Source organism: Homoserinimonas flava, assembly GCF_054969005.1.
In genome coordinates this window covers 414,958-441,604 of the sequence record NZ_JBUEQS010000001.1, presented here as the reverse complement: position 1 = coordinate 441,604, position 26,647 = coordinate 414,958, and the positions used below count along the sequence as shown (strand labels likewise).

General features: G+C 67.0%; 26 protein-coding genes. 6 read left to right on the top strand and 20 right to left on the bottom strand.

The window, feature by feature from the left end; genetic code table 11:
* The 4 genes from ACY48M_RS02055 to ACY48M_RS02040 all read right to left on the bottom strand — a co-directional run bounded on the left by ACY48M_RS02055 (nucleotide 1) and on the right by ACY48M_RS02040 (nucleotide 4,126).
* Nucleotides 1-930, bottom strand: a complete 930-nt coding sequence (locus ACY48M_RS02055; protein WP_462818577.1) for a phosphodiesterase — start codon at nucleotides 928-930, stop codon at nucleotides 1-3.
* Between the two features lie 69 nt (nucleotides 931-999).
* On the bottom strand, nucleotides 1,000-2,235 hold the full coding sequence (gene dprA / locus ACY48M_RS02050) for a DNA-processing protein DprA (RefSeq protein WP_462818576.1): 1,236 nt from the start codon (nucleotides 2,233-2,235) through the stop codon (nucleotides 1,000-1,002).
* Nucleotides 2,232-3,761, bottom strand: coding sequence for a YifB family Mg chelatase-like AAA ATPase (locus ACY48M_RS02045; protein ID WP_462818575.1), 1,530 nt, complete (start codon nucleotides 3,759-3,761; stop codon nucleotides 2,232-2,234). The genes dprA and ACY48M_RS02045 overlap by 4 nt, the downstream gene beginning before the upstream one ends.
* Entirely contained in the window at nucleotides 3,761-4,126 is a 366-nt protein-coding gene (locus ACY48M_RS02040; RefSeq protein ID WP_462818574.1) for a YraN family protein, read from the bottom strand. Before ACY48M_RS02040 ends, ACY48M_RS02045 begins: the two co-directional genes overlap by 1 nt.
* Before the next feature lie 295 nt (nucleotides 4,127-4,421).
* Here ACY48M_RS02040 and ACY48M_RS02035 point away from each other — a divergent pair, with 295 nt between their 5' ends.
* Complete coding sequence (locus ACY48M_RS02035; RefSeq protein WP_462818573.1) at nucleotides 4,422-5,597, top strand: LCP family protein; 1,176 nt, start codon at nucleotides 4,422-4,424, stop codon at nucleotides 5,595-5,597.
* A 39-nt stretch (nucleotides 5,598-5,636) separates the two neighbouring features.
* Here ACY48M_RS02035 and ACY48M_RS02030 read toward each other — a convergent pair whose 3' ends face one another.
* From ACY48M_RS02030 to ACY48M_RS01995, 8 genes are all read right to left on the bottom strand, one after another.
* Nucleotides 5,637-5,960, bottom strand: a complete 324-nt coding sequence (locus ACY48M_RS02030) for a DUF2469 family protein (protein ID WP_462818572.1) — start codon at nucleotides 5,958-5,960, stop codon at nucleotides 5,637-5,639.
* Between the two features lie 34 nt (nucleotides 5,961-5,994).
* Complete coding sequence (locus ACY48M_RS02025; RefSeq protein WP_462818571.1) at nucleotides 5,995-6,717, bottom strand: ribonuclease HII; 723 nt, start codon at nucleotides 6,715-6,717, stop codon at nucleotides 5,995-5,997.
* A 1-nt stretch (nucleotide 6,718) separates the two neighbouring features.
* The gene (gene lepB, locus ACY48M_RS02020) at nucleotides 6,719-7,465 is read right to left on the bottom strand and encodes a signal peptidase I (protein WP_462818570.1); all 747 of its coding nucleotides are present in this window, start codon (nucleotides 7,463-7,465) and stop codon (nucleotides 6,719-6,721) included.
* Nucleotides 7,466-7,548: 83 nt separating this feature from the next.
* A complete protein-coding gene (gene rplS, locus ACY48M_RS02015; RefSeq protein WP_462818569.1) occupies nucleotides 7,549-7,896 on the bottom strand; it encodes a 50S ribosomal protein L19 in 348 nt (115 codons plus the stop codon).
* A 148-nt stretch (nucleotides 7,897-8,044) separates the two neighbouring features.
* The gene (locus ACY48M_RS02010) at nucleotides 8,045-8,569 is read right to left on the bottom strand and encodes an MFS transporter (protein WP_462818568.1); all 525 of its coding nucleotides are present in this window, start codon (nucleotides 8,567-8,569) and stop codon (nucleotides 8,045-8,047) included.
* Between the two features lie 56 nt (nucleotides 8,570-8,625).
* On the bottom strand, nucleotides 8,626-9,360 hold the full coding sequence (gene trmD / locus ACY48M_RS02005; protein ID WP_462818567.1) for a tRNA (guanosine(37)-N1)-methyltransferase TrmD: 735 nt from the start codon (nucleotides 9,358-9,360) through the stop codon (nucleotides 8,626-8,628).
* Nucleotides 9,361-9,369: 9 nt separating this feature from the next.
* The gene (locus ACY48M_RS02000) at nucleotides 9,370-10,119 is read right to left on the bottom strand and encodes a sirohydrochlorin chelatase (RefSeq protein ID WP_462818566.1); all 750 of its coding nucleotides are present in this window, start codon (nucleotides 10,117-10,119) and stop codon (nucleotides 9,370-9,372) included.
* The gene (locus tag ACY48M_RS01995; RefSeq protein ID WP_462818565.1) at nucleotides 10,116-10,565 is read right to left on the bottom strand and encodes a nitrite reductase (NAD(P)H) small subunit; all 450 of its coding nucleotides are present in this window, start codon (nucleotides 10,563-10,565) and stop codon (nucleotides 10,116-10,118) included. The genes ACY48M_RS02000 and ACY48M_RS01995 overlap by 4 nt, the downstream gene beginning before the upstream one ends.
* Before the next feature lie 229 nt (nucleotides 10,566-10,794).
* On the opposite strand from ACY48M_RS01995, the gene nirB reads away from it, so the two are divergent.
* The 3 genes from nirB to ACY48M_RS01980 are packed head-to-tail and all read left to right on the top strand — an operon-like array spanning nucleotide 10,795 to nucleotide 15,355.
* Nucleotides 10,795-13,404 carry a nitrite reductase large subunit NirB gene (gene nirB, locus ACY48M_RS01990; protein WP_462818564.1) on the top strand — a complete coding sequence of 870 codons (2,610 nt, stop codon included), beginning with the start codon at nucleotides 10,795-10,797 and terminating at the stop codon, nucleotides 13,402-13,404.
* Complete coding sequence (gene cobA / locus ACY48M_RS01985; protein ID WP_462818563.1) at nucleotides 13,401-14,174, top strand: uroporphyrinogen-III C-methyltransferase; 774 nt, start codon at nucleotides 13,401-13,403, stop codon at nucleotides 14,172-14,174. Before nirB ends, cobA begins: the two co-directional genes overlap by 4 nt.
* A 38-nt stretch (nucleotides 14,175-14,212) precedes the next feature.
* Complete coding sequence (locus ACY48M_RS01980; RefSeq protein ID WP_462818562.1) at nucleotides 14,213-15,355, top strand: uroporphyrinogen-III synthase; 1,143 nt, start codon at nucleotides 14,213-14,215, stop codon at nucleotides 15,353-15,355.
* A gap of 30 nt (nucleotides 15,356-15,385) precedes the next feature.
* Here the strand turns inward: ACY48M_RS01980 and rimM are convergent, their stop codons facing one another.
* From rimM to ACY48M_RS01955, 5 genes are all read right to left on the bottom strand, one after another.
* Complete coding sequence (rimM, locus tag ACY48M_RS01975; protein ID WP_462818561.1) at nucleotides 15,386-16,057, bottom strand: ribosome maturation factor RimM; 672 nt, start codon at nucleotides 16,055-16,057, stop codon at nucleotides 15,386-15,388.
* Nucleotides 16,008-16,244: an RNA-binding protein gene (locus ACY48M_RS01970; RefSeq protein ID WP_462818560.1), complete on the bottom strand. Its 237-nt coding sequence runs from the start codon at nucleotides 16,242-16,244 to the stop codon at nucleotides 16,008-16,010. Before ACY48M_RS01970 ends, rimM begins: the two co-directional genes overlap by 50 nt.
* A gap of 4 nt (nucleotides 16,245-16,248) precedes the next feature.
* Nucleotides 16,249-16,701 carry a 30S ribosomal protein S16 gene (gene rpsP, locus ACY48M_RS01965; RefSeq protein ID WP_462818559.1) on the bottom strand — a complete coding sequence of 151 codons (453 nt, stop codon included), beginning with the start codon at nucleotides 16,699-16,701 and terminating at the stop codon, nucleotides 16,249-16,251.
* A 128-nt stretch (nucleotides 16,702-16,829) separates the two neighbouring features.
* Nucleotides 16,830-17,777, bottom strand: a complete 948-nt coding sequence (locus ACY48M_RS01960) for a DMT family transporter (RefSeq protein WP_462818558.1) — start codon at nucleotides 17,775-17,777, stop codon at nucleotides 16,830-16,832.
* A 70-nt stretch (nucleotides 17,778-17,847) separates the two neighbouring features.
* Entirely contained in the window at nucleotides 17,848-18,687 is an 840-nt protein-coding gene (locus ACY48M_RS01955) for an LLM class F420-dependent oxidoreductase (protein ID WP_462818557.1), read from the bottom strand.
* 146 nt (nucleotides 18,688-18,833) lie between these two features.
* On the opposite strand from ACY48M_RS01955, the gene ACY48M_RS01950 reads away from it, so the two are divergent.
* Complete coding sequence (locus ACY48M_RS01950; protein ID WP_462818556.1) at nucleotides 18,834-20,018, top strand: glycosyltransferase family 4 protein; 1,185 nt, start codon at nucleotides 18,834-18,836, stop codon at nucleotides 20,016-20,018.
* A gap of 37 nt (nucleotides 20,019-20,055) precedes the next feature.
* Complete coding sequence (locus ACY48M_RS01945; RefSeq protein ID WP_462818555.1) at nucleotides 20,056-20,682, top strand: 4'-phosphopantetheinyl transferase family protein; 627 nt, start codon at nucleotides 20,056-20,058, stop codon at nucleotides 20,680-20,682.
* Here the strand turns inward: ACY48M_RS01945 and ACY48M_RS01940 are convergent.
* The 3 genes from ACY48M_RS01940 to ACY48M_RS01930 form a co-directional block, all read right to left on the bottom strand.
* Complete coding sequence (locus ACY48M_RS01940) at nucleotides 20,657-21,994, bottom strand: M1 family metallopeptidase (protein WP_462818554.1); 1,338 nt, start codon at nucleotides 21,992-21,994, stop codon at nucleotides 20,657-20,659. The two genes, ACY48M_RS01945 and ACY48M_RS01940, sit on opposite strands and share 26 nt — an antisense overlap.
* Complete coding sequence (locus tag ACY48M_RS01935) at nucleotides 21,991-25,947, bottom strand: Pls/PosA family non-ribosomal peptide synthetase (protein WP_462818553.1); 3,957 nt, start codon at nucleotides 25,945-25,947, stop codon at nucleotides 21,991-21,993. Before ACY48M_RS01935 ends, ACY48M_RS01940 begins: the two co-directional genes overlap by 4 nt.
* 107 nt (nucleotides 25,948-26,054) lie before the next feature.
* Nucleotides 26,055-26,579, bottom strand: coding sequence for a hypothetical protein (locus tag ACY48M_RS01930; protein ID WP_462818552.1), 525 nt, complete (start codon nucleotides 26,577-26,579; stop codon nucleotides 26,055-26,057).
* Nucleotides 26,580-26,647 lie beyond the last annotated feature (68 nt).

The following is a 26,647-nucleotide window of genomic DNA, read 5'->3' as shown; positions in this document are numbered from 1 at the left end:
TCACGCCTCTGGCTCGGCGCCGAGATTGAACGGAGAATCCTTTTTGGAGAACATGGCAATGCGCTCGTCGTGGGTCATCGCTTCGATGCTTGCTCGGTGCGCTGCGTCGACGCCAGAGATCTCGGGGCTGTCGCCGATCGGCACAATCGAATGCACGATGCGATCAGGATAGGTGTGCACGATATTCATCGACTGCGCCGCGTCACGACCGGAGAGCAGCCGATCTTTCGCAGTGAGGTCGAGGGTGTAGCAGGTCGCTGCGGCGACCGAGACAGGAATGCCGGCGACGAGGCTGTGCGTCGAGTAGTGCAGGTGGCCAGCGAGGATGCCGCGGACATCCGTGCCGGCGATGACCTCCGCGAAGCGGTCTTGGTTGTGAAGTTCAAGCATCTGCATCGCCCAGAGCAGCGGGGTCGGAATCGGCGGGTGGTGCACTGCGATGAGGGTGCCGTGCTCTGCCGGTGTCGCGAGCTCGTTGGCCAGCCAGCCGAGTTGTTCGTCGCTGAGATCACCGTGATGGTATCCGGGCACTGTGGTGTCGAGCGAGATGATTCGAAGCCCGCGGATGTCAAAAACACGGTCTTGTGGAGCTTCAGAACCTTCCCCGCCGAAGAGTGCCTGCGAATACTGCAGGCGCTCGTCGTGGTTGCCCATCACCCAGATGACTTGGGCGCCCATGCGGGCTGCGGCCGGTTCGACAATGGCGCGGAGTCGCCTGTAGGCGTCGGGTTCTCCGAGGTCAGCGAGGTCTCCCGTGAAGACGAGCGCCTCCGGGCGGATGTCAGAGCGTTCTAACTGCGCGAGTGCCTGAAGGAGGTTGTGATCGGTGTCGACGGCGCCGAAGAGCCGGCGCTCGCCAGCGAGGAAGTGCGTGTCGCTGATGTGGGCGATGACATGGGTGGGGTCGGGGTGCCTGCCGAGTTGGATCACGCCTTCACAGTATTCGGTGGATGCCCCGCCCGCACCACTCGACGCGGCGAGAGATGCTGCCCACAGCGCTCACCCGACGCGCACCCAGCCTCGCTCCCGTTCTGTCGCCCGTCCCTCCAGTTCGAGGAGGCCGAGTTCGGCCTGCACTTCGGCGAGCGCCATGCCGGCGCGCACAGCAACATCGTCGGCACTGCGAGCGCTGCGACGACTCAGCGCGTCGAGCACGCGCACCGCGCCGGGTGAATCCGATGACGGTTCTTGCCCGACGCTCGGGCGCACCCCGGCACGCAAGTTTGGCGCGAGCGTGCCATCGGGCACGAGCTCTGCCATCTCCTGGGCCGAGGTGACGCAGACGGCATCGAAATCGCGGATGAGTCGATGGCATCCGGCGGACGCGGGACTTGTCACGGGTCCGGGCACAGCACCGAGGGCCCGGCCGAGTGCCGCAGCGTGCCCGGCGGTATTCAACGAGCCCGACCGCCACCCTGCTTCGAGCACGACGGTCGCCTGACTCGCCGCCGCGATAAGCCGATTTCGCTGGAGGAACCGCCATTTGCTGGGTTGTGCACCGGGTGGGAGCTCGGTGATAACTGCGCCATCGGCGACCATTCGCGAGAGCAGTGCATCGTGCCCAGAGGGATAGAAGCGGTCTACCCCGCCGGCGAGAAAGGCGACGGTGTGGCCGCGACTTGCGAGGGCGGCACGGTGCGCCATTCCGTCGATCCCGTATGCGGCTCCCGAGACGATCGTGAAGCCGCGATCGACCAGGCCCGCCGACGCCTCCATCGTGACGTGCTCCCCATACCCCGTCGCCGCACGCGCGCCGACGAGTGAAATCGAGGTACTGATGCCGCTCACGGCGTCGTCGGTCCCGCGCACCCACAATGCTGTCGGCGCATGATCGCCAAGGTCATCGAGACCGCTCGGCCACTGCGGGTCTCCCGGCACGAGGAGGGTGGCTCCGAGACGGACACCCTGCTTCATGGCAATGAGGATCGATGCGGAGCGGAGTCGCGGCTTCCAGCGTTCGAGCCCTGCCGTGATCTCTTCGACCGTCGTCGCTGAGGCCGTGTCGAGCGCAGCGTGGATGCGGTCACTGCTCCAGTCCTCGACGAGCGCCGCCAGTGCGAGGGGTGCACCGAGTGCACCGATGAGATTGCCAGCAATGCGGTCTCCCGGCTCGGCGAGCCCTGACCAGGTCGCTCTCGCCATCGTTTCTCCCACCTCATCGAGATCGAGGTCGCGCCCCCGGAGGGCCTGTGCGAGCGTCCCGATTTCGGGATCGCCGAGTCCGAACAGTGTCATGTGATGCCTCGTCTCAAAAAGAGGGCCCGACCGACGTGGTCAGGGCCCAGGGTCGCCGAACCCGCAAGATCGGCAATGGTCCACGCGGTGCGCAGAACGCGGTCGTATCCGCGCATCGTGATGCCACCGCGTTCGAGCGCTCGGTCGAGCGCCACAGTGGCGGCCGGCGCTGGACGCATCTCGGCGCTCCGGAGCCAACTGCCGGCCACGTGAGCATTGAGCGTCCAGGGGGTGTCGCGAAGCCGGGTTCTGGCGCGCTCACGTGCCACGCGGACCTGTTCTCGCGCTTCGCGAGTCGAAACACCCCCGCCGCCGGCCATCCGCAGTTGTGCCGCCGTGATTCTGGTGACCCGCATCTGGATGTCGATGCGGTCGAGGAGCGGACCCGAGAGGCGTGCCAAGTACCGGCGGCGATTGTGCGGTGTGCACGCGCAGTCGGCGTCGCTTGCCCCGTACTGGCCGCACGGACACGGATTTGCCGCGAGGACGAGTTGGAAGCGACCAGGGAACGATGCCACCGAGTTGGCCCGATGGATGGTGATGCACCCCGACTCGAGTGGCTGTCTCAGCGCATCGAGCACGGACGATGAGAATTCGGGAGCTTCGTCGAGAAACAGCACTCCGTGTGAGGCTCGTGCTGCAGCACCCGGGCGGATGATGCCGCTGCCACCGCCCACCAGCGACGCGGCAGTTGCGGTGTGGTGCGGCGCCTCAAATGGTGCCGCCGCTGCGAGCGTCGCTCCCACCGGTCTGCCGACGAGAGACCGGAGCGAACTCACCTCGAGCGACTGCTCCGGGGTCAAGGGTGGCAGGAGCCCGGGCAGTCGCTCGGCAAGCATGGTCTTGCCAGCCCCGGGTGGTCCGAGCATGAAGATGTGATGGCCGCCTGCGGCCGCGACGATGAGCGCTTGAATTGCATCGGGGTTGCCGACGACATCGCTGAGGTCTGCTGTCGTCGCATCCGGCTCGGCGGGTGGAGCACCGCGAAGCACCTCCACGGCGATCGGGTCGAGCTCTGCGCCGTGCCAGATGGCCGCGTCGCGGAGCGATGCCACCGCAGCGATGCGAACACCGGGCACAAGCGACGCCTCATCTTCGTTGCCCTTCGGCACCATGACCACCTCGACCCCTGCCCGCGCCGCCGCGACCACGGAGGGAAGAATGCCGACCGTTGGCCGAAGACGACCATCAAGTCCGAGCTCGCCGAGATGCACCACTCGCTCGACCGATTCGGCTGACACCGCACCGTCGGCGGCAAGCGCTGCGAGCGCGATCGCGAGATCGAAACCGGAGCCGTGCTTCGGCAGCGCAGCGGGTGAAAGGTTGACTGTGATCTTGCGACTCGCAAGTGGACATCCCGAATTGGATGCGGCGGCCCTCACCCGCTCGCGAGCTTCACCGAGCGCAGCATCTGGCAGCCCGATCAACGCGAACCCTGGGAGCGAACTCGAGATGTCGGCTTCGACCTCAACGAGTGCGCCGGTGAGCCCGAGCAGGGCGATGGCGCGGGTCCGTGCAACTGCCATCAAAACACCCGCTGCAGGTGCTCGACAACCGGCTGCAGGCCCTGTCGTCGCACGATCGCGATGGCATCGATGCGAATGCTCCTGCGCTCGCCTTCGGTCGTTGGGTTGGCGGCGCACCAGGCAAGCGCGAGCCTGCGCAGCCGCGCAAGCTTCGCCGGGGTGATGGCTTCGAGCGGATGTCCGAAGCGCAGCCCCGAGCGAGTTTTCACTTCGACAAAGACCGTGTCGCCTCCGTCTCGTGCAATCAGGTCGATCTCACCCTGCTCGCACCGCCAGTTCTTCTCCAGAATCGTGTATCCGGCGGATGCAAGGAACGCGGCGGCATGGCTCTCGCCCCACCGCCCAAGCTCATCTTTCGCAGCCATGGCCACCTCCGCATCCGAGCATCGCGCCTTGGGGGTATCGGGCCCCCGGCCTGCTCCGTACCCGTGGACATAGGGTGAAACCGCAGGGTGGGGAGGAGCGACGCCGCGGGAGCCCTATCGGCACGCCCTTCGATATGGGCTGACGCTCAGGGAAGCGCGGTTAAGCTGGGCCGCTGTGACTCCTCAATCTCGCTCCCGCCGTTCGAAGGACGCCTCCCCCGCGGCAGATCCGATGGTGTCGATGCGGCCAATCGCTCGACACGGGCGTCTCCCACGCACTGGTACCGCGCGCGGAATGATCAAGCTCATCGGGGCGGCACTCGCCGTCACGCTTGTGAGCACGCTCGCTGTCGCCGGTGTCGCTGTTGCGAGCATCACGAGTCAGATCGCTCCGGGCATTGAGCTCGTCGGCGAAGATGACATTCCCGACATTGGTGCGATTGAGGGTGGCGTCAATCTCCTGCTGGTCGGCAGTGACAGCGGCGGAGGCAATGCCGCCTATGGCGAGCGGGGCCAAACGCTCAACGATGTGACAATGCTGCTGCACATCTCCGAGGACCACACGCACGCGACCGTTGTGAGCTTTCCGCGTGACCTTTTTGTCGAGATTCCCGCGTGCCCCGATGAAGACGGCGAGGGCAGCTACAACGCGATGAGCTCGCAGAAGATCAACACCACGCTCACCTACGGTGGGCTCGCGTGCACGGTGCTCACGGTCGAAAAACTCACGGGTCTCGACATCCCGTACGCGGCCATGATCGAGTTCGACGGTGTCATCCAGATGTCGAATGCGGTCGGCGGCGTGCCGGTGTGTGTCGCAAGCGACATCAACGACCACCAGATCGGCTTTTACCTCAGCGCGGGTGAGCACACGCTCTCAGGTTTCGATGCGCTCCAGTTCGTGCGCTCGCGCTACGGCGTCGGTGACGGCAGCGATATCTCCCGCATCAGCAACCAGCAGGTGTTCCTGTCATCGCTCGCACGCACCATCAAGAGTGCAGATACTCTCTCCGACCCTGTGAAGGTCTACGCCCTTGCCCAGGCAGCCGTGCAGAACATGGAGATGTCGAACAGCCTGCAGAACGTGTCGACCCTCGCCTCGATTGCGCTCGCCCTGAAGGACATCCCACTCGATCGGATCGTGTTCGCCCAGTACCCGACGTATTACGGCGACAGCGGCGGTCAAAGCGGCGTGCTCGCCAAGACCGATGATGCGACGGCCCTTTTCGACGCAATCCGCGCCGATCAGCCGATCGCCATCACGGGCGAAGCTGGCGACGGCGCCGTAGAGAATCCGAACGCACCGGTCGAGACTCCCACAGAGACGGATGCCGAGACGCCCACCGAGACGGATGCCGACTCCCCCTCAGCGAGCGAGGCCCCGGCCGACACAAGCGACGAAGTGGTCGCATTGCCGGACTCGATCACCGGCTCGTCGGCCGCGACGTACACCTGCTCCGCCGGCCAGTAACGCGACGCCTGCAACAGTCGTTGCGCCCGGTGGGCGCGATCACTCGTCGAGCGCGAGTTCCTTCGGCAGCTCGAGTTCTTTGGCGTTGAGCTCTTCGACGTTGACATCCTTGAACGTGAGCACGCGAACGGCCTTGACGAAACGGTCGGAACGGTAGACATCCCACACCCAGACGTCTTTCATCGACAGTTCGAAATAGAAGTCATGCTCCGTGTCTTGGCGGATGAGTTCGACCTCGTTGGCGAGGTAGAAGCGTCGTTCGGTTTCGACCACATAGCGGAACTGCGACACCACGTCGCGATACTCGCGGAACAGCGCCAGTTCGACCTCGCGGTCGTAGTCTTCGAACTCGTCATCTTCCATAGCGGCTCAATCTTACGCGCCATCGGCTGCGCCGTCAGACGCGGTCCTTCGCCGCCAAGACGCTGGCGCCAGCATCCGATGCCAGCGACGCCGCGCCCTCGACAGCGCCGACAAGCTCCCCTTGGCGCAGCCAGGTGTGGCGATGGAGTTCTGTCGCCCCGAGCTCGTCGATGGCGGCGAAATGCGCGGCGCTGCCATAGCCCTTGTTTCCGCTCCAGCCGTAGCCGGGCAGGCGTGCATCCGCGTCGATCATGAGGTGATCGCGGTGCACCTTGGCAACGACGGATGCCGCAGAGACCGACGCGCAGTCGCGGTCGGCTTTGATGCGCGGCGTCACGAGGAGCGGCGTCGAAAGCGCTGGGCTCAACCAGTCGAAGTGCCCGTCGAGGAGGATCGCGCACTCGAGCACTGGCACTCCCGCCTCGTGGAGCGATGCGAGCGCCCGTTTGCCGGCAAGTCCGAGGCAGGCGCGAATGCCTAACGCGTCAACTTCGGCGGCCGAAGCGAGCCCGACCGCAGTGACGAGGCCCCACTGACGGGCGAGAGGTTCGAGTGCCTCACGTCGCCGCTCAGTCAACAGCTTCGAATCCCGAAGCCCCTCCGGCACGGGTGCCACCGAGGCGTCAACCACACACATGCCGACACCGACCGGGCCGGCAATGGCGCCTCGCCCCACCTCGTCGACCCCGATGACATAGCGGGCGCCGTCGCGGTGGAAGCCGGATTCGATGGCGAGAGTCGGGGCTGCCGTCGCCACGCTAGCCTGCCGCCTCGGACTCACCGATGCCCGCAAACACGGTCGGATAGTTGTCGAGCCAAAGCCATCGGTCGGTGGGCCAGCTGATCATGACGGCGCGGCCGACAACATTCTCAATCGGCACGAAGCCTTCGCTTGGTCCGGTGACATTGCATCGCGAATCACACGAGTTGTAGCGGTTGTCGCCCATGACCCAGAGAGCGCCCTCTGGCACGGTGACTGCAAAGTCCTCGTTCGACACTCTCGTCACCCGATCAGGCAGTTTGAGATAGGGCTCTTCGAGCGGAGCGCCATTCACCGACATCTGACCGAACGAGTTGCAGCATGCAACCTCATCTCCCGGCAGGCCGATGACGCGCTTGATGAGGTGGTCGTTGCTATCGGGCGCACTCAGGCCGACAACGCTGAGAAACCAGTCAAGGGCTTCGACGATCGGCGCCCGAGTCTCGGTACTGACCGGTGCGAGCCAGCCGCCCGGGTCTTCGAACACAACAATGTCGCCGCGCTCGATATCGATGACGTCGGGAACCAGCTGGTTGACGATGATGCGGTCGTTGACCTGGAGGGTGTTCTCCATCGACGACGACGGAATGTAGAACGAACGCACGAGAAACGTCTTGATACCAACCGAGATAATGACCGCGGCGAGAAAGATCAGCACCAGATCACGAAGGAACAGGAGAGCGCCTCGGCGACGCCGCGTTGTGCCGTCGGTAGCAGCGTGCACCGACGATGAATCTTCTGCCATTAAACCCCTGAGCTCCCCACCAGTTTATGTGGTGGGGAGCTCAGGTGGACGCGTTTGCTGCGGGCGTCGGATGAACGCGGAGACTAGTTCTCGCGCTTCTCCTTGATCTTGGCCTTCTTGCCACGGAGATCGCGCAGGTAGTAGAGCTTGGCGCGGCGCACGTCGCCTCGCGTGACGACCTCGATGTGGTCAATCACGGGAGAGTGCACCGGGAAGGTACGCTCGACGCCGACCTGGAAGCTGACCTTGCGAACCGTGAACGTTTCACGGACGCCCTCGTTCTGGCGGCCGATTACGACGCCCTGGAAGATCTGGATACGTGAGCGCGTGCCCTCGATGATGTTGACGTGAACCTTGACGGTGTCACCAGCGCGGAACTCCGGAATATCGGTGCGGAGTGAAGCCGCGTCGACTGCGTCGAGAATATGCATGTTAGTTCGCTCTCTGCGACCGCCACAGGTCGACCGCGTTCTTTAGTACTGCAGAAGATGGGATGGCGCCTGAGACATGCAGACTCCCCTGTGGCAGAGTCGTGCGGAGGCACAATAGATCATTGTGCCACACGCGGGCATCGGCATGCTAATCCCCCGGCGGCCTCTCCTCGGCCGGCTCGATGCGGATGACCTGACCACGAAGCGGAGCATCCGCACTCGGCCTGCCCGGCACCGTTGGCCGACGCGCCCGATATTGTTCGGCGGGCACCGCGGTGAAGCCGAGGTCGTCGATCGCCGTCTTGACGCGCCGGCGTGCCTCGGCAAACCACTGCCAGACGGCGGACCAGAAGGCCGCGACCGCGAGCACGACGACGAGCACAGCGAAGACGACGTGAGCGATAGCGCCTGCGAAGGCGATCGACACCCACAGCGCACTGAGGATGCCGGCATCGATCCAGGACACCGCCCTCGCATCGCGCACCGACTTGCGGCTCCACGTGATGGCGGCCGTCACGAGCATCAGCACGCTGAGCGCCGGAGCGAGCACAAGGAGGAGCACGAAATCCCAGCCGGAACCATCGGCGAGGAGCCCGCGACCGATAAGAAGCCACAGGGGGAAGACGATGGCGGCCACGAACTGGGCGAGAAAGACGGAACGGCGAATCGTCATGAACTCAGGGTACGCGCGGCAGCCTAAGAGTGCGCCGATCTTGGTGCTCTCGGCGCTCAGTCGAGCGAAGGCGGTGGCAGAAGTTCGGGGCGCACGCGACGAGTGCGTTCGACCTGCTGCTCGTGCCGCCACGCGGCGATTGCTGCGTGGTTGCCACTGAGAAGCACTGGGGGCACCGCCAGACCTCTCCATTCCGCGGGCTTGGTGTAGCTGGGGTACTCGAGCAGGCCAGCCTCATGACTCTCCTCAATGAGGCTCATCGGATTGCCGATGACACCGGGGATGAGCCTGCCGATCGCCTCGATCATCGCCATAGTCGCGACTTCGCCACCGTTGAGCACGTAATCTCCGAGGCTCACAAGACGCACGGTCGCCTTGCCTGCGACATAGTCGATGACACGCTGGTCGATGCCCTCGTAACGCCCGCATCCGAACACGAGGTGTTCGTGCGTCGCGAACTCCCGCGCCATCGACTGCGTGAACACCTCGCCGGCTGGCGAGGGAAAAATGATGGTCGGTGACGGATGCTTCGCACGCGTGCCCGCATCGATCTCGCCCCCGTCACCGTCGATGATGGTGTCAAGCGCCTCGCCCCACGGCTCGGGTTTCATCACCATGCCGGCGCCACCGCCATACGGGGTGTCGTCAACCGTGCGATGTCGGTCGCGTGCGAAGTCGCGAAGGTCATGGACCCCAAGGTCGATCAGCCCACTCTGTCGCGCCTTGCCGAGAAGGGAGACGTCGAGCACGGAGAAGAATTCGGGAAAGATCGTGACGATGTCGATGCGCACGCGCAAAGTCTACGCAAGGCCGAGCGGGACCCCTGGTGCCGGCGCCGCGGCGAACGACTCGAGGCGACGGCTCGCAACCCTATAGCGATCGACAACGACATCGACGAGTCCAGCATCCGGCGTGACGTGGTCGAGCAGCAGTGGCGGCGAGACGAGATCGGCATGCGAGGCCGCGGCGAGGTCAGCGAAGTAGCCTGGCGCCAAGAGATACGTGCTCACGACGACACGGGAGCACGGTGCCGCGGCACGTTCGAGCGCAACCGCATCGCCGAGGCTCGGGGTTGCGGCCGAGATGAAACCGACCCGCACCGGCATGCCGAGCGATGCCGAGAGCATCCGCCCCATTTCGCGGCAGTCCTCGACGGCGCGCACATCACTCGAACCGGCACACGCGAGCACGATGCGGTCTGACGATCGCAGCCCGAGCGAGAGGAGGCGGGTGATGAGCAGATCGGCGAGTCGACGGTCAGGGCCGAGCGCTTCAGCGAGCACGGTGGGCCGAGGTTCGGCTTCAAGAGAGTCGGTGAGGTCGACGTGAACGTGGTAGCCGGCAGAAAGCAGCAGTGGCACCACGACGACGGGGGACGGCGAGGCTGCCATGAGCGTCGCCTCGACATCTGGCTGCTGCACATCGACAAACCCGCCGAACACTGGCACTGGCGAGAGCCTGTCCGCCACGGCGGCGACGAGCGACGCCACCGCGCCTTGACCGAGCGGGGACGAGGTGCCGTGCGAAATCGCAGCGAGCGCGATCGTCACCCGGGCACCTCAACCTCGACCATCCCGTCGACGAGGCGGGAAGGGAAGGTGTCGAGCATGAGCGCCGGGTCACTGAAGCACGCGCCAGTGACGAGGTCGTACACCTGCTTCAGCAGCGGGGAGGTGATGGTGGGGCGGTGCCCCTCTCCCTCGACGTACCGTGAGCCGATGATGCCTCTCGCCATGACGGGCGAGCCCGTGTGCGGATCGTGATGGCTCACGGCATGAAGCTGAGGTTCACCCTGGTCACCGACGCCAAGGTATACAAGAGCGATCTGCTCGTCACCAACGAGCGCGGCCTCTGCCCACCCCGGTGCAAGCTCGGACAGGGGGCACACGGCGACCCAGCGGGAGGGGTCGTGCCCTTCGGATGCTTCGCGAACAGTGCCATCCGAGGGGTTGCCCTCAGAGACGGTGTGGTGGATGGTCGAGTCGATGAGCGTCATGTCGTCCGTCTCGGTGGGTGGAACTGGCCAGTGGCACCGCGCACGGCTGCCGTAGCATCCGAAACTGCGATACATCGACGCTAAGCGATGCATGTTTCACCGCAGTGACCTCGTGTTTCGGTGTCGTGAACCCTCCCTCACACAATTCCGAAACAACTGTGCGGTGGTTGTGATGCCCAGGTCACACGAGGGCAACGGGACGGTAATGCCGACTCCGTAGGCTCGGCGCATGACTCGAGACCAGCAATCGACCCCCGCAGTGGCGGAGTCCAACGTGTCGGTGCGCCGCGTCGTCGTCATCGGGGGCGGCCCGGCCGCCCACCGCCTGAGTGATGCGCTCACCACGCGCGATGCCGCTGGCGCCCTCGAGATCACCGTCATCGCCGAAGAGCCCCACACGCCGTACGATCGTGTCGCACTGAGCCGAAGGCTCGAAGCTGCCGAAGATCTCACGCTCGCAACGGCACCGTGGGAGGCCGAACGGCTCACACTGCGGCTCGGTGACGCCGCCGTCGCGATCGACCGCACCGCGCACACGGTGACGACCGCGAGCGGCGCAGTGCTCCCGTGGGACGAGCTCGTCCTTGCGACCGGATCGAGCGCTCCCGTGCCGCCCATCGATGGCGCCGAACACATTCGCGTGTACCGCACGCTCGACGACGTCGACTGGCTCGTCGCCGAAGTGGAGCGGCTCCGCGCCGCGCTCGGCAGGGCACCGCGAGTGCTCGTCGCTGGCGGCGGACTCCTCGGGCTTGAAGCCGCCGGTGGGCTGCAACGCCGTGGTGCGGATGCGGCGATCGTGCACGCTGGCGGATGGCTCATGAGCGCACAACTCGATGAGGGTGCCGGCCAGGCGCTCGGTCGCATCATCGAGTCGCAGGGCATCGAACTTCATCTCGGACAGCGCCCACGGGCGGTGCGCGCCGGCGCTGACGGCGTGGTGACCGCGGTCGAGTTCACCAACCACACGGTGGTCGCCGCCGACATCGTCGTCTTCGCGATCGGCATCCGTGCGCGCGACGAACTCGCTAAGGACTCCGGGTTAGTGCTCGGCGAGCGCGGCGGCGTTGTCATCGGCACCGATTGCAGAACCTCTGACGACCACATTTGGGCGATCGGCGAGGTCGCGTGCTTCGATGGTCGCTGCGTCGGGCTTGTTGCGCCGGCGAACGCCATGGCGGAGGTCGTGGCCGACCGTCTGCTCGGCGGTTCGGCAGAGTTCACGACGATTGATGATGCGACGAAGCTTAAGCTCTCGGGCGTCGATGTCGCGAGCTTTGGCGACACCCGCGCCGAGCTGCCCGGCGCGCTTGAAATCGTCTACGCAGACCCGGCGCGCGGGCTGTATCAAAAGCTGGTCGTCTCCGACGATGCGCGCACCCTGCTCGGTGGCGTGTTCGTGGGCGACGCCGAACCATATGCCGCCCTTCGCCCGATGCTCGGAGCGCAACTGAGCTCAGACCCCGGCGCTTACCTCTCAGTCGCCGGAGCGGTGGCACCCGGCGGCGACGACTTGCCAGACTCCGCCCTCGTGTGCGCCTGCAACATGGTCTCGGCCGGGGCCGTGCGCTCCGGCATCCATGACGACGGATGCACCGAGCTCGGCGCCCTGAAAGCCTGCACCCGAGCCGGCACCCAGTGCGGATCGTGCGTGCCCCTCGTCAAGAAGCTGCTCGAGGGCGAACTTACGAAGGCCGGTATCGCCGTCAACCGCGCGCTGTGCGAGCACTTCTCGATGAGCCGTCAAGAACTGTTCGATTCGGTGCGGGTGCTCGAGCTCACCTCGTTTGAGGACATCATCACAAGGTTCGGCGTAGGCCATGGATGCGACGTGTGCAAACCTGCGATTGCCTCGATGCTCGCGAGCCACTTCGACGCCTACATTCTCGATGGCGGTCGCGGGGCACTGCAAGACACAAATGACCGCGCGCTCGCGAACATGCAGAAGGACGGCACCTACTCGGTCGTGCCCCGCATCCCTGGCGGCGAGATCTCGCCGGCGAAGCTGCTCGTCATCGCTCAGGTGGCCACCGATTTCGGGCTCTACACGAAAATCACCGGCGGCCAGCGCATCGATATGTTCGGGGCACGGCTCGATCAGCTCCCCGACATCTGGCGTCGACTCGTTGATGCCGGATTTGAGTCTGGGCAGGCCTACGGCAAGGCGCTCCGGAATGTGAAGAGCTGTGTCGGCTCGACGTGGTGCCGCTTCGGGGTGCAGGACGCCGTGAGCATGGCCATCAAGCTTGAGCTTCGCTATCGCGGCCTGCGGGCCCCCCACAAGTTCAAGTTCGGTGTTTCGGGGTGCGCGCGAGAGTGCGCCGAGGCTCGGGCGAAAGATGTCGGGGTCATCGCCACCGAGCAAGGGTGGAACCTGTACGTCGGTGGCAATGGCGGGTTTCAGCCAGCCCACGCGCAGCTGCTCGCATCCGACCTCGACGACGACACGCTCGTTCGCTACATCGACCGCTACATGATCTACTACGTGCGCACCGCCGATCGTCTCCAGCGCACCGCTCGCTGGATGGAGGAGCTGCCCGGTGGCATCGACCACGTGCGCGAAGTCGTCATCGATGACTCGCTCGGCCTTGCCAACGAGCTTGAGGCCGCGATGTTGAAGCACGTCGACAATTACGAGGACGAATGGGCGGCGACCCTCGCCGACCCTGAACGCCTGCGCAGGTTCCGGAGCTTCGTCAACGCACCGGAATCCCCGGATGTCGGGTTTCCGAGGGTCGCCGAACGCGAGCAATTCCGACCAGCGACGGCCGAAGAGGTCGCAGACCCAGCGACCGTGCTGCTCGCAGGCCCGACGATCCCAGTGCGAGGGCGCTCATGAGCGGCCGGGTGACCCTCGTCGGCGGCGGACCAGGCGCAGAAGAGCTCATGACGGTTGGCGCGATGCGGGCCCTCGCCGACGCCGACGTCGTGCTCTATGACCGCCTCGCCCCCCACGAACGGCTCGCCGAACTCGCCCCGAAAGCGCTGCTCATCAACGTCGGCAAGCTCCCCGGCCACCACCCCATCAGCCAGCAGGGCATCGAGCTCCTCATGGTCGACCACGCGAATGCCGGAGCGCACGTCGTGCGGCTCAAAGGCGGCGACCCGTACGTCTTCGGTCGCGGCAGCGAAGAGGTCATCGCGTGCCAGGAGGCTGGCATCCCCGTCGAGGTGATCTCTGGCGTGACGAGTGCGATCGCGGTGCCGGCCGCCGCCGGCATCCCGCTCACTCACCGCGGTGTGAGCCGGCTCTTCACGGTCGTTTCGGGACACGCACCCCTCAGTGAGGACGAGCTCAAACACCTCGCGGGCCTCGGCGGAACCATCGTCGTACTCATGGGAGTGAGCACGCTGCCGCAGCTCGCCGCGGGGCTCCAGCGTCACGGGGCGTCACACGACCTCCCTGTCGCCATCATCGAGCGCGGCTTCAGCCAGCAGCAGAAGACGACAGTCTCCGAGCTCGGATCCATCGTTGCGGATGCCACGCTGGCCGGTGTCGCGGCACCCGCCGTGCTTGTCGTTGGCGAGGTGGTTCGCCTCGCACACGACGGCGACAGCACCGCGACACGTGTCATGCGCTCGGCAGAACTCATGGTCGAGGGGTCATGAATGGCGCCGGCGCCGCCAATGTGGTGCAGGCTTGGACTATGACGGATGCCACGCCCCCCGCACCCGAGCTTGCGGTGCCCGGCTTCCGCGCGAATCAGCTCGAGGGGTTTCGCATCGGCGTCACCTCCCACCGCCGCAGCGAGGACCTCATCGACGCATTCGAGCGCCGCGGGGCCACCGTCATGCACGCACCGACGCTCCGGGTGACGCATGCGCAAGCCGATGGGCCCGTCATTGTCGACACGCGCACCATCATTGCCGCCGAACCCGACGTGCTGCTCGCCACGACCGGCTATGGGGTACGCCGCTGGTTCGAGGTCGCCGATGCCGCCGGAGTCGGCCATGAGCTCACTGTCGCACTCAGCCGGGCTCGCATTCTTGTGCGCGGGCCGAAGGCGCGCGGGGGCATCCGGGCTGCCGGCCTGGATGACGACGGAATGAGCGACAGCGAGACGACCGAATCGCTCGTGTCAAAAGCCCTCGCCGAGTTGCCGCCAGGGCAGACGATCGCCGTGCAGTTGCACGGCCACACCGACGAGGTGCAGCTTGGACGCCTGCGCGAACACCACACGGTGCTCACGGTAGCGCCATACAGCTGGACGCACCTTGGCAGCACCGACGAGCGCGTGCAGAAACTTGTCGAGGCCGTGTGCGCACGGGCACTCGATGCCGTGACATTCACGAGTGCGCCATCCGTTGACGCCCTCTTCATCGCCGCCGAATGCATGGAACTGCTCGAGCCGTTGCACGAGGCATTGCGTTCCGACGTGCTCGCCGCCGCGGTCGGGCCCGTCACCGCCGCTCCCCTCCGCGCCGCCGGCATCACACCCATCCAGCCAGACCGGTTCAGGATGGGCGCCCTCATCAGGCTGCTGTGCGAAGACCTCGAGACGAACCGGGTGCAGCGCATCGACACGCTCCACGGCCGCCTCGTGCTGCGGGGACAGCTCGTAGAACTCGACGAACTCCGCACAATGCTCGCGCCGACACCGCTCGCACTCCTGAGACGCCTCGCCGTTGCGCCCGGCGCGGTCGTCTCGCGCGCCGACCTTGTCGCGGCGATGCCGGGCATCCGCGACGACCACGTCATGGAGGTTGCCCTCAGCAGGCTGCGGCAGTCCCTCGGGCGACCTGGAGTCGTGAGCACCGTCGTGAAACGGGGCTACCGACTCGCGGTGTGAGCCACAACAGACTCGTCAGCCGGCCCGGCGTCAGTCGTTCTGTGCAGCGTCGGATGCCGCGGCATCCGCCTTCTGCACTGGCGGGTCAACCGCCTCAGCGTCGTCACCCTCAAGCTCCTCAAAGAGCCCTGGCGGCGGCGTGACCGTGAGGGTGCCAGCTTCGATGTCAACACTCGGCACGATGGCCTTCACGAAGGGCACGAGCACGACGTCGCCCTCGCTGCGCTCGACGTGGAGCAGATCTTGCGACGGAAGGTGGTCGAGTCGTGCCACACGCCCGATGACAGCACCGTCGCGGACGACCAAGAGCCCGACGAGTTGGTGGTCGAACCACGCATCCTCTTCATCGGTGCCCTGATCGAGATCTTGGTCGATCCAGAGGATCGCCTTGAGGAGCGACTCGGCGGCCGTGCGGTCTGGCACGTCTTTGAAGAACGCCACAGGCTGAAGGTTGTACCAGCGGAGCTCGATGAGCTCCAGGGTCTTGCCGTGCCACGGCGAACTCGTCGGCACCTGAAGGGTGAACACGGAGCCCGGCACGAAACGTCGTGCCGGGTCATCCGTATACAACTCGATCTTGATCGCGCCCTTGAGGCCGTGAGCCTTGGTGAGGCGACCGACCCGCAGCTGGGTCGTGTTGGGGCCAGCGTCTCTAGAAATCGGTATCCACCACGTCGACGCGAACCTTCTTGCCGTCGGCAATGGCCGACACGAGCGTGCGAAGCGCCTTGGCGGTGCGACCGGAGCGACCGATCACGCGGCCGAGGTCCTCGGGGTGCACGCGCACCTCGAGGACATCGCCACGCGGGGTGCTCCTGGCGTCGACCGAGACCTCGTCAGGGTGATCGACGATCCCCTTGACAAGGTGTTCAAGCGCGGCAGCAAGCAACGGACTATGCCTTGTCGGCGTCGGCAGCAGCCTCGGCCTCGGCGGGCGCCGCAGTCTCGTCGGCGGGAGCCTCAGCAGGCGCTTCGTCCTTCTTGGCCGGAGCCTCTGCCTTCTTCGGCTTGAGGACTGGCTTCTTCTTGTCGTCGGCGACGAAGGCCTCCTTGGGCTCCTTCACCTTGACGGTGGAGACGGCCTTGGCGTCACCCTTGAACTTGCCCCAGTCGCCCGTGAGCTTGAGGATGGCGGCGACCTGCTCGGTCGGCTGTGCGCCCACGCCGAGCCAGTACTGCGCGCGCTCCGAGTCGACCTCGATGAACGAGGGCTCTTCGGTCGGGTGGTACTTGCCGATCTCCTCGATCACGCGACCGTCGCGCTTGGTGCGCGAGTCGGCGACGACGATGCGGTAGTACGGTGCACGGATCTTGCCCATGCGCTTCAAACGGATCTTAACAGCCACAATTCTCCTGTGTTTCTAGATATGGGAGCGAACTGACAGCCGTGAGCGTGGGGGCACACTCGGCCAGAAAGGTCTAATGGATCCCGGCGCCACCTGATTAGAGGGTCGGATGACGCGGGCTCAACGCTCTATTCTGCCAGAGTTTCGCGCGCAGCGCGTACGCGGTGCGCGGTCTTCGCGTCGGGGCGCTCGCCCGGCGACGAGCGGCGGCTCAGCGCGACCCCCACGAGGCACAGCATCCCGCCGATGATCGCGAGGGGCGTCGGCACCTCGCCGAGCAGCGCGAGCCCGAGCAGCACGACGAGGGTCGGCACAATGTAGGTCGTGACCCCGAGCCTGCCGGCGGGCATGCGCCCGAGAGCATATGCCCAGGTGCTGAAGGCGATGGCGGTCGGCACGAGGCCGAGATAGACGACGCCCGCGATCGCGAGCGGCGGTGCCGCCGCGGCCTGGGTGAGCAGTTCACCGGCGAACGGCAGGCAGGCGATCGCTCCGACCGCGCAGCCCATCCAGGTGACCTGGGCGGCCGGTAGGCGTTGCAACACCGGTTTTTGGCACAGCACGCCGATCGCGTAGGTGAGGGCGGCGAGGAGCGCCCACGCGACCCCGACCCCGTCGCCAAGACCGGAGGCACCCATGCCGATGCCGATGAGCACAACACCGGCAAACGCGACACCGGCACCGATCGCCAGCCAGCGCGGCACACCCTCGCCGAGAAACACCCCGGCGCCGAGCGCGATGAGAAGGGGGCCGATGTTGACGATCATCGCCGTCGTGCCGGCGTCGAGAGTGTGCTCCGCAATGTTGAGGGCGACGTTGTAGATGCCAAACCACGCGAGCCCGAAAATCACGACGAGCAGCCACTCTCGCCGCGTCGGCCGCACCCAGCGGCGGCCGATGAGCATCAGCGAGAGGGCCGCCGTGCCGACAAGAAGCCGGCCGAGCGCGAGAGCACCGCCAGAAAAATCGTCGGCAGCAACACGGATCACGATGAATGCACTCGCCCAAGCGAGGAGGGTCACGACAATGGCGAGCAGAACCCGCGAGCCCACAGCTGGGGCGGCGTTCGAGGTCATGCGATCACGCTAGCGGTCGCCACCGACCTGCGCCGTGGCATCCGCAGCCCGTGGCACCAACGCGTGGAAATCAGGCAGCAACGCGACGGGCATTGTGCTCGCCACGCCACGCCAGCCACGACTTCACCCGCTCGATGTCGTAGACCGGGCCGACGAGCCCGATCGTGAAGAGACTCGCACCGAGGGCGACGAGCTCGTCTGCGGCGGCGGGCCCGACGGCTCCCCCGCCCGTGCCGACCGGCATGCGGCCAACTTCGGTCGAGATCTCGATCTCGCTCGTATCGCGGCCGACCGCGCGGCCGTGCTCCGCGAGAATGCCGAGCTTGCGTTCGAGGGTCGCCGCATCGGAGAAGCTGTGCCAGATGTTCGCATGCTCAGCGACGATGCGGAGCGTCTTCTTCTCACCCCCACCGCCAATGAGGATGGGGATGTCCCGCGTCGGCGCAGGGTTCAGCTTCGACCAGCGCTCGCGAATGACCGGCAGGTCACGAGCGAGCGCGTTGAGCCTGCTGCCGGCCGTGCCGAACTCATAGCCGTATTCGCTGTAGTCCCGCTCGAACCAACCAGAACCGGTGCCGAAGATGAACCGACCCTCTCCACCCTTCGCGCTGATGTGGTCGATCGTGCGTGCCATGTCGGCCTGCAGGTTCGCATTGCGATAGCTGTTGCAGTTCACGAGCGCCCCAAGCTCAACCCGCGAAGTCTGCTCGGCGAGCGCCGCGAGCATCGTCCACGATTCGAAGTGCAGACCGTCCGGCTCGCCAGAGAGCGGAAAGAAGTGGTCCCAGTTGAAGAGGACATCGACACCGAGCTCCTCAAGCTCGGTCGCAGCATCGCGGATGCGCTCGTACGGCACGTGCTGCGGCGCAAGCTGCACGCCGATGCGGATGGGGCGAGTCGTCGTCGTCATGCCTCAAGACTATGCACACGCGTCACCGTCCATGCACCCTCGACGCTGGCGTTGCACCCTCAACCCCCGGCATGGTTCACCCGGGGTTCATCGCACGGCCACCCTGCGGCATCCGCCCCGTGGCCCCACCAGCGGATGCTTGACGCATGAGAGTCGCGCTGGTCGCCGAATCATTCCTCCCCCACATGAATGGGGTGACGCATTCGCTCCTGCGGATCATCGATCACCTCTCCGAGCGAGGCGACGAGGTGCTCGTGTTGGCGCCGAGCGATGCCCAGCTGCCGAAGGAACTCGCCGGATTCGACATTGAGGGCCTGCCGGCCTTCGCGCTCCCGAGCTATCGCAACGTGCGCATCGCCACCGTCACCGTGAACCGCGTCGCGAAGTCGCTCCGCCGGTTCCGCCCCGATGTCGTGCACCTCGCCTCACCGTTTGTGCTCGGCCTGCAGGCCGCCATCGCGGCGGAGCAACTCGGCATCCCCACCGTCGCGGTGTATCAAACGGATGTCCCGGCCTACGCCACCCGCTACGGCTTTCCCGGTGCGGAGCCGCTGCTGTGGCGCCAGGTGCAGCGCATCCACCAGCGCACGACCCTCACGCTGGCGCCCTCGAGCTACGCGGAGCGGCAACTCACGGAGCACCGCATCGAACGTGTGCGGCGGTGGGGCCGCGGGGTCGACACCGTCCGCTTCGCGCCGGAGCACCGCGACGAGGCGTGGCGGGCGCGGGTGGCGCCGAACGGGGAACGCATCGTCGGCTACGTCGGCAGGCTCGCCTCGGAGAAGCAGGTGGAGGACCTCCGCGTGCTCGCCACGCTGCCGGGGGTGAAGCTCGTGATCGTCGGTGGCGGGCCGCTGCGGGCACGCCTTGAGGAGCTCATGCCAACGGCGCATTTCGCCGGGTTCCTCGGTGGCGACGAACTCGGGCGTGCCCTCGCCTCTTTCGACGTGTTTGTGCATCCGGGCGAGCTCGAGACCTTCTGCCAGACCATCCAGGAGGCGATGGCGAGTGGCGTGCCCGTCGTCGCGACGGGCCGTGGCGGGCCGGTCGACCTGGTCGACTCGAGCCGCACCGGCTGGCTCTACGCGCCCGGCAACCTGCACGAGCTCCGCGATCGCGTCGCAGACCTCATCGGTGACGATGCAAAACGTCGAGCATTCGGCGAGGCCGGCCGCACCGCCGTGCTGCCGCGGACCTGGTCGTCGCTGTGTGATGCGCTCATCGGTCACTACTCCGATGCGCTCGAACTGCACCGCGTGCGCCCGTCCGGCGGATGGCCCGTCACGCCGGGAGTCAGAACCCCTGTCGTCCCAGCGCGCCCTGCTCACTGAACCGCAGCGCCGCCGTTGGCTGGGCGATGATGGGGGCGTGATAACGCTCGAAATTGCCGACGGGGTGTGGCTGCGCGCAGCAGCCCCCTCCACGCTGGAGGTCAGGGCTGAATTCGCGCACGGGCTCCTCTCCCCCGGCGAACGCCTGCGCTTCGACGGCACCGCATCCGCGCTCGCACGCGAGCGACTGCTGTGGGGGCGGATGCTGCTGCGCGAGCTTGCCGCAGAGCTCGCCGGCTGTGCGGCCCACGAGGTGGGGGTGACGGCTCGCTGCCCCGACTGCGGGGGTGAACACGGACGCCCCGTCGTGACGGTGCCGGGGGCGACAGCACTGGTGGCGAGCGTGTCGGCATGCGCGGGGATGGTGGTCGTGGCGGTCGCGGCCGCGGCATCCGTAGGGGTCGACGTAGAGAAGCGCACACCCGACGACGCCGAGCGCCTCGCCGGCCTTCGCGAGCAGCTGCGCGACGGGGCCGGGGACACCTTGATGCGGTGGACGGTGGCCGAGGCGGTGCTCAAGGCCGACGGCCGGGGGTTGCGGCTGGACCCGCTCCGAGTGGACTCCGGCCCCGACCACGCCACGCTCGACGGCACGCGCTACCGGCTCAGCACTCGCGACCTGTCGTCTGACGTCACCGTCACCGTCGCCTGGCGCGAGCGGTAGGCAGGCTCGGGAGCGCCGGGGAGAGGAGCCACGCGTCGAGCATGGGGTCGAGCGATGTGTCGCTATACCTGGCGAGGTGGGCACGGAAGTCGTCGGTCGTCACCACCGCGTGCCGGTGCTCGGCAGTCCAGTCGCGCAGCATCCTGAAGAACGCGTCGTCGCCGATCGTGAGGCGTATGGCGTGGAGTGTCAGGGCACCGCGCTTGTAGATGCGGTCATCGAACATGTCCGCGCCGCCGGGATCCGCGAGCGTGATGTCCTGCGGGAGCCCACGGAGCTTTGCGTGGAAGCTTCGGGCGATCGCGGCGGCAGAGCGCCCGCCGCGGTGTTCCTCCCACAGCCACTCGGCGTAGCACGCGAACCCCTCGTTGAGCCAGATGTGGCGCCACTCCGCAAGGCCGACACTGTTGCCGAACCACTGGTGTGCGAGTTCGTGGGCGACCAGCCGCTCCTCACCGCCGTCACCGTCAATGTGGTTCGCGCCAAAGATCGCCATCGACTGCGCTTCGAGCGGGATCTCGAGCTCGTCGTCTGTCACGATCGCCGTGTAGCTGCCGAGCGGGTATTCCCCGAATGCTTGGACGAAGCATCGCATCATCTCCGGCAGCAGCGCGAAGTCGGCGTAGACCCGATCACGCAGCTCCGGCGGGAACGCCAGTCGGCCCGCGACAGGGCCCAGCTCGACGCGCTCGACCGTGTAGTGCCCGATCTGCACGGTCGCGAGGTAGGTCGATGTCGGTTCAACCTGCTCGTAGTGCCAGGTCCCCCGCCCGGAGGCGACCGTGTGGGCGGCGAGCACCCCGTTGCACAGCACGGTGTAGGCCTGCTCGGTCGTGACCCGGATGCTGTAGGTGGCGCGATCCACCGGATGGTCGTTGCACGGGAACCACGTCGGGGCACCGGAGGGCTGTGACGCGACGATGACCCCGTCGTTCAGCTCCTCCCAGCCGACGAGCCCCCACGGGCTGCGACGCGGTGCCGGCGACCCCGAATAGTCCACGACGATCGTGAACGGCGTGCCCGCTGGGATGGGGCGCGATGGCGCGACCGTGAGCTTGCCGGGCGCCTGCTTGATCGCCGCCTTGCGCCCCTCGACCGTGACCTTCGACGCCTGCAGTCGGCTGAGGTCAAGGCTGAAGCGTGAGAGTTCGTGCGTGCTCACGGCGGTGATCGTCGCGCGCGCGTCGAGTCGATTCGTCGCCATCCTGTAGCGCAGCTCGAGGTCGTAGTGGTCGACCGAGTAGCCGCCGTTGCCGCTCGTTGGCACGTACGGGTCGCCCGCCGTTCGGGCGCCGACGGTCGCGGCCGTCATCGTGTGGCGTGATAGTCGCGGGTCGTGACGTCATGCCACGGGCCGATCGGGTTGCCGCTCCAGCGGCTGCCGACGGGCACGAGTTCGCCGCGCATCACGAGCGACACGGGTCCGACGGTCGCGTGAGCGCCGATGCGCGCGGCGGGGAGGATGACGCTGTGGGGCCCGAGTGTCGCGCCCTCGTCGAGGGTGACGGTGTCCATGCTCATGATTCGATCATGAAACAGGTGTGTCTGCACAACGCAGCCCCGATTCACCGTCGCGCCGTCGCCCAGCACCGCGAGATCGGATTCTGGCAGCCAGTACGTCTCGCACCACACGCCGCGCCCGATCGTCGCACCCATACTGCGGAGCCACCAGACGAGGGCCGGGGTGCCGCCGGCCGCGTGAGCGAACCACGGGGCCGCGAGCATTTCGACGAACGTGTCCGCGAGTTCGGTGCGCCATACGAACGACGACCAGAGCGGATGCTCGACCGCGGGGATGCGCCCCACCAGAATCCATTTCGCCACAGTGCTGACGCCCGCCGCCGCAGCGCCGGCGAGCATCATGACGATGCCGCCGAGGAGGGCGGCCCACCACGCCCCGAAACTCTCGGCGAGCCCCGCGAAGACGAGGATGACCGCGTAGCCGAGCCCCACCGTTGCGACGACGGGAACAATGCGGCCGGCCTCCCAGAGCGCACGGGCGATCCTGAGACGCGCTGGCGGGTTGAAGGTGAGGCTGTCGTCTGCCGCCGCGACCGTGCGGCGCAAGCGCACGGCGGGCGAGCCGAGCCACGACGACCCCGCCTTCGACTTGCGCGGTGCGGCGGAAAGCACCGCGATGAGTCCGTCCTTTGGCACACGGTGACCTGCCGGCACCATGCCTGAATTGCCGATGAACGCACGTTTGCCGATCTCGACCTCGGCGACCCTGAGCCATCCACCGCCGAGTTCGTAGGTCGCAATCATGGTGTCATCGGCGAGGAACGTGCCGTCGCGCACGGTGGTCATCGACGGCACCAACAGCACGGTGGATGCTTCGACGTCACGCCCAATCGTCGCCCCGAGCATCCGCAGCCAGATGGGGGTGAACAGGCTCGAGTAGATCGGAAAGAGGAGCGTGCGGCTCAGGTCGAGTAGGCGTTCGATGCTCCACACCTGCCAGCCGACACGGCTTCGCACGGGGTGGACGCCCTCGGTGATGCCGATGCCGAGGATGCGAACGAGCACAACCACGAGGCCGGCGAGAACGAGCCCCGCGATCAGCGTCGCCGGGATCAGCACCGCGACACCGCGCACCGCCGCATCTGCGAGCGAATCAGCGCCACGCATCCCGAGCGCGACGATGACGGCACCCGCGAGCAGCGCGATCACGGGCACCGCGGAGACGACGATCGAGGATGCGCCGTACGCGGCGACCCATCGTGACGCGCGGGGCGGACGCTCGTCAGGCCACCACGCGCGGGCCTTGCCGACACGCTGCGCCGGCGACCCAGCCCACAGCTGGCCAGACTGCACGCGACCGAAGACGGCCGACCCTGGCGCTATCTCGGCGTCGCGCCCGATCTTCGTGCCTGGCAAGAGTGTGCTGCGCGCGCCCACCGTGCTGTTCGCGCCGATGCGAATTTCGCCAATCCTGACGATGTCGCCGTCGATCCAGTAGCCGGCAAGGTCCACTTCGGGTTCGACGGAGGCGCCTGCACCGATCCGGAGCATTCCCGTGACAGGAGGCAGCGTGTGGAGATCGACATCCGGCCCGATGGTGGCACCCAGCGCGCGCGCGTAGTACGTGATCCAGGGTGCGCCAGCGATGCTCACGGCGCCCACCTGTTGCGAGACCTGTTCCGCAAGCCAGAGGCGCAGGTGCACCCAGCCCCCGCGGGGGTGGTCGCCTGGCCGCACCCCGAGCAAGAGGGCGCGGGCCAAGACGACCGAAATCGCCATCCTGCCGAACGGCGTCGCAAAGATGAGGAGGGCTGGCAGCAGCACCACGAGCGGCACGGAGGGAAGGAAGTCGAAGCCGCCGAACCAGCCGAGCACGGTGCCCGCCGTGAGCGCATACAGCACCCAGCGCACCCCTCCGAGCATGAGGAGCGGCACACCGAGCACGGTCTGCCAGACCTGCATCGACAGGGGCGTTGGCGTGACCCGGTGGAACTCGCGCGGCGCGGTGGGTCGATCGCTGAAGCGGGATTCGAGCACATCCGCCATTGCGCCGAGCCGCGGATGCGCATAGATATCCGCGACCGTGAACTCCGGGTCGCGCTCACGGATCCTGCCCACGAGCTGAGCGGCCGCGAGCGAGCTGCCGCCCAGGTCGAAGAAGTTGGCGTCGTCATCGACGACGGGCACACCGAGGACCTCCTGCCAGCGTGCCGCGAGCTCGGCGCGGAGACCCGCGAGCCCCGACCCCTCGCCATCTTCTGAGGTTTCGACGCCCGGCAGCGGCCATGGGAGCGCTGCCTTGTCGATCTTGCCCGAGGTGCGCGTCGGCAGCTCATCGACGATCGCGAGGACGGGGACCAGCGCGGCCGGAAGCTCCTCGCGCAGTCGCCGGAGTGCTGCACCGCGGTCAAACTCGCGACCCTCGGCGACGGCGAGATACCCCACCAACACCTGGTTGCCGGCATCCGTTGTGCGCACCGCAACGGCGGCACCCCCGACCGCGTCGAGCGCCTGCAACGCCGCCTCGATCTCACCGAGTTCGATGCGGCGCCCGCCGACCTTGACCTGGTCGTCCGCGCGCCCCTGAAAGACGAGGCCAGCGCGCTCGAAACGCACAAGGTCGCCGCTACGATACGCCCGCGCCCAGCCGAGACTCTCGTGCGGCGCGTACTTCTCGGCATCTTTCTCCGGGTCAAGATACCGGCCGAGCCCAACGCCGCCGATGATGAGCTCGCCCGTCTCTCCCTCGGCAACCCTCCGACCATCGGCGTCGATGACCGCGAGGTCCCAGCCATCGAGCGGCAGGCCGATGCGCACGGGGTCGCTGCCGTCGAGCAGGGACCCGCACGCGACAACGGTCGACTCGGTGGGTCCGTAGGTATTCCAGACTTCGCGGCCGTCGATGGCAAGACGTGCCGCGAGCTCGGGCGGACACGCCTCGCCCCCGAAGATCAGGAGGCGCACGTTCTCGAGCGACTCCGGCGGCCAGAGTGCCGCGAGCGTCGGCACGGTCGAGACGACCGTGATGCTCCGCGCGGTCAACCACGGCCCCAGGTCCATGCCGCTCCGCACGAGGGCGCGCGGGGCCGGCACGAGACAGGCGCCGTGCGCCCACGCGAGCCACATCTCCTCGCACGATGCGTCAAACGCCACCGAAAGCCCCGCGAGGACGCGGTCGCCGGGCGCAAGCGGTTCGCGCTGGAGGAACATGCGCGACTCGGCGTCGACGAACGCCGCCGCCGAGCGGTGGGTCACCGCGACCCCCTTCGGGCGACCGGTGGAGCCAGAGGTGAAGATGATCCACGCATCATCCTCTGGCCGGGGTGGGGTGACGATCGGCTGCGAATGGGTGCTCGCGTGTGGTGGCGACGATTCGAAGAGCGCGTCGGTGCCGGTCGAGCCGCTCGTACCGCGCTCGAACCGCCCATCGCCCGTGATGACACCGGTCACGCCAGCGTCACCGAACACGAGATCGGCCCGCTCCTGCGGGTCGTCCGCGTCAACAGGCACGTAGGCCGCGCCCGCGGCCAGCACGGCGAGGATCGAGATATACAGTTCCGACGAGCCAGAGGCCATGCGGATGCCGACGCGATCGCCCCGCCGCACCCCGTCGGACTGCAGGCGGGCCGCCACCCGCACGACGCGCGCCATGAGCTCGCGATAGCTCAGCGCGCCCTTCGAATCCTCGATCGCCGACGCCTCAGGATGCCGCGCGGTCGTCTCGCGGAGGATGTCGAGCAGGGTTCGGGGCGCGGCGGCGAGTCGCCCGCGGGCAAGCACGTCCTGCACTTCGTCGTCGCTCATGCCCGTGCTCCAATCGGCGCCTGCTCCGCCGCTGGGATCACGCGACTCGAACGGGGCCTCACGCTACGGTCGGAGAGCAAACAGCCGGTGAACGAGCGGTGACGCGCCTAGCGTCGTGCAGATGCGAGAAGCTCGGTGAGCTGCGCCTTCGTGAGCCGCGAGTATCCGGTTAGCCCGGCCGCCTTCGCGTCAGCCCGAAGCTGCGCAACCGTCGGCGAACTCGATGCAGCCGCCGGCTTCGCGGGCGTTTCTGCATTCGCGGGCGTCGCCGCCTTCTTCGGCGTCGCCACCTTCGCAGGCTTTTCCGCCGTCGCGGGAGTCTCCGCCTTCGCCGGCGTTTTCAGCGTTTCCGACTTTGCCTTCGCGGGCTTCTTCGGCGTCGCTGCCTTCTTTGACTTCTCACCCTTCTTCGGCTTCTCGTTCTTCTTCGACTTCTTCGACTTCTTCGTGGGTGAGACCGTCTTGCCGGTCACTTCTGCAAGGCTTTCCCGCAGCCTGCCTGCCAATGCGGCAGCATCCCTGCGGGTCGACTTCGCGGCATCCGATGCAGCGGCGATCGCCACCGCGATGGCCTTCTCGGCGTCCGCGATCGCCTTCTTCGCAAGCTTCTCGGTCTTCTTCTGCTCGGCCATGCATCCTCTTTCGGTCGACGTGGTCGCGGAGTGCGCGGTGAGACCATATTGCCCCACCGCCGGGCACA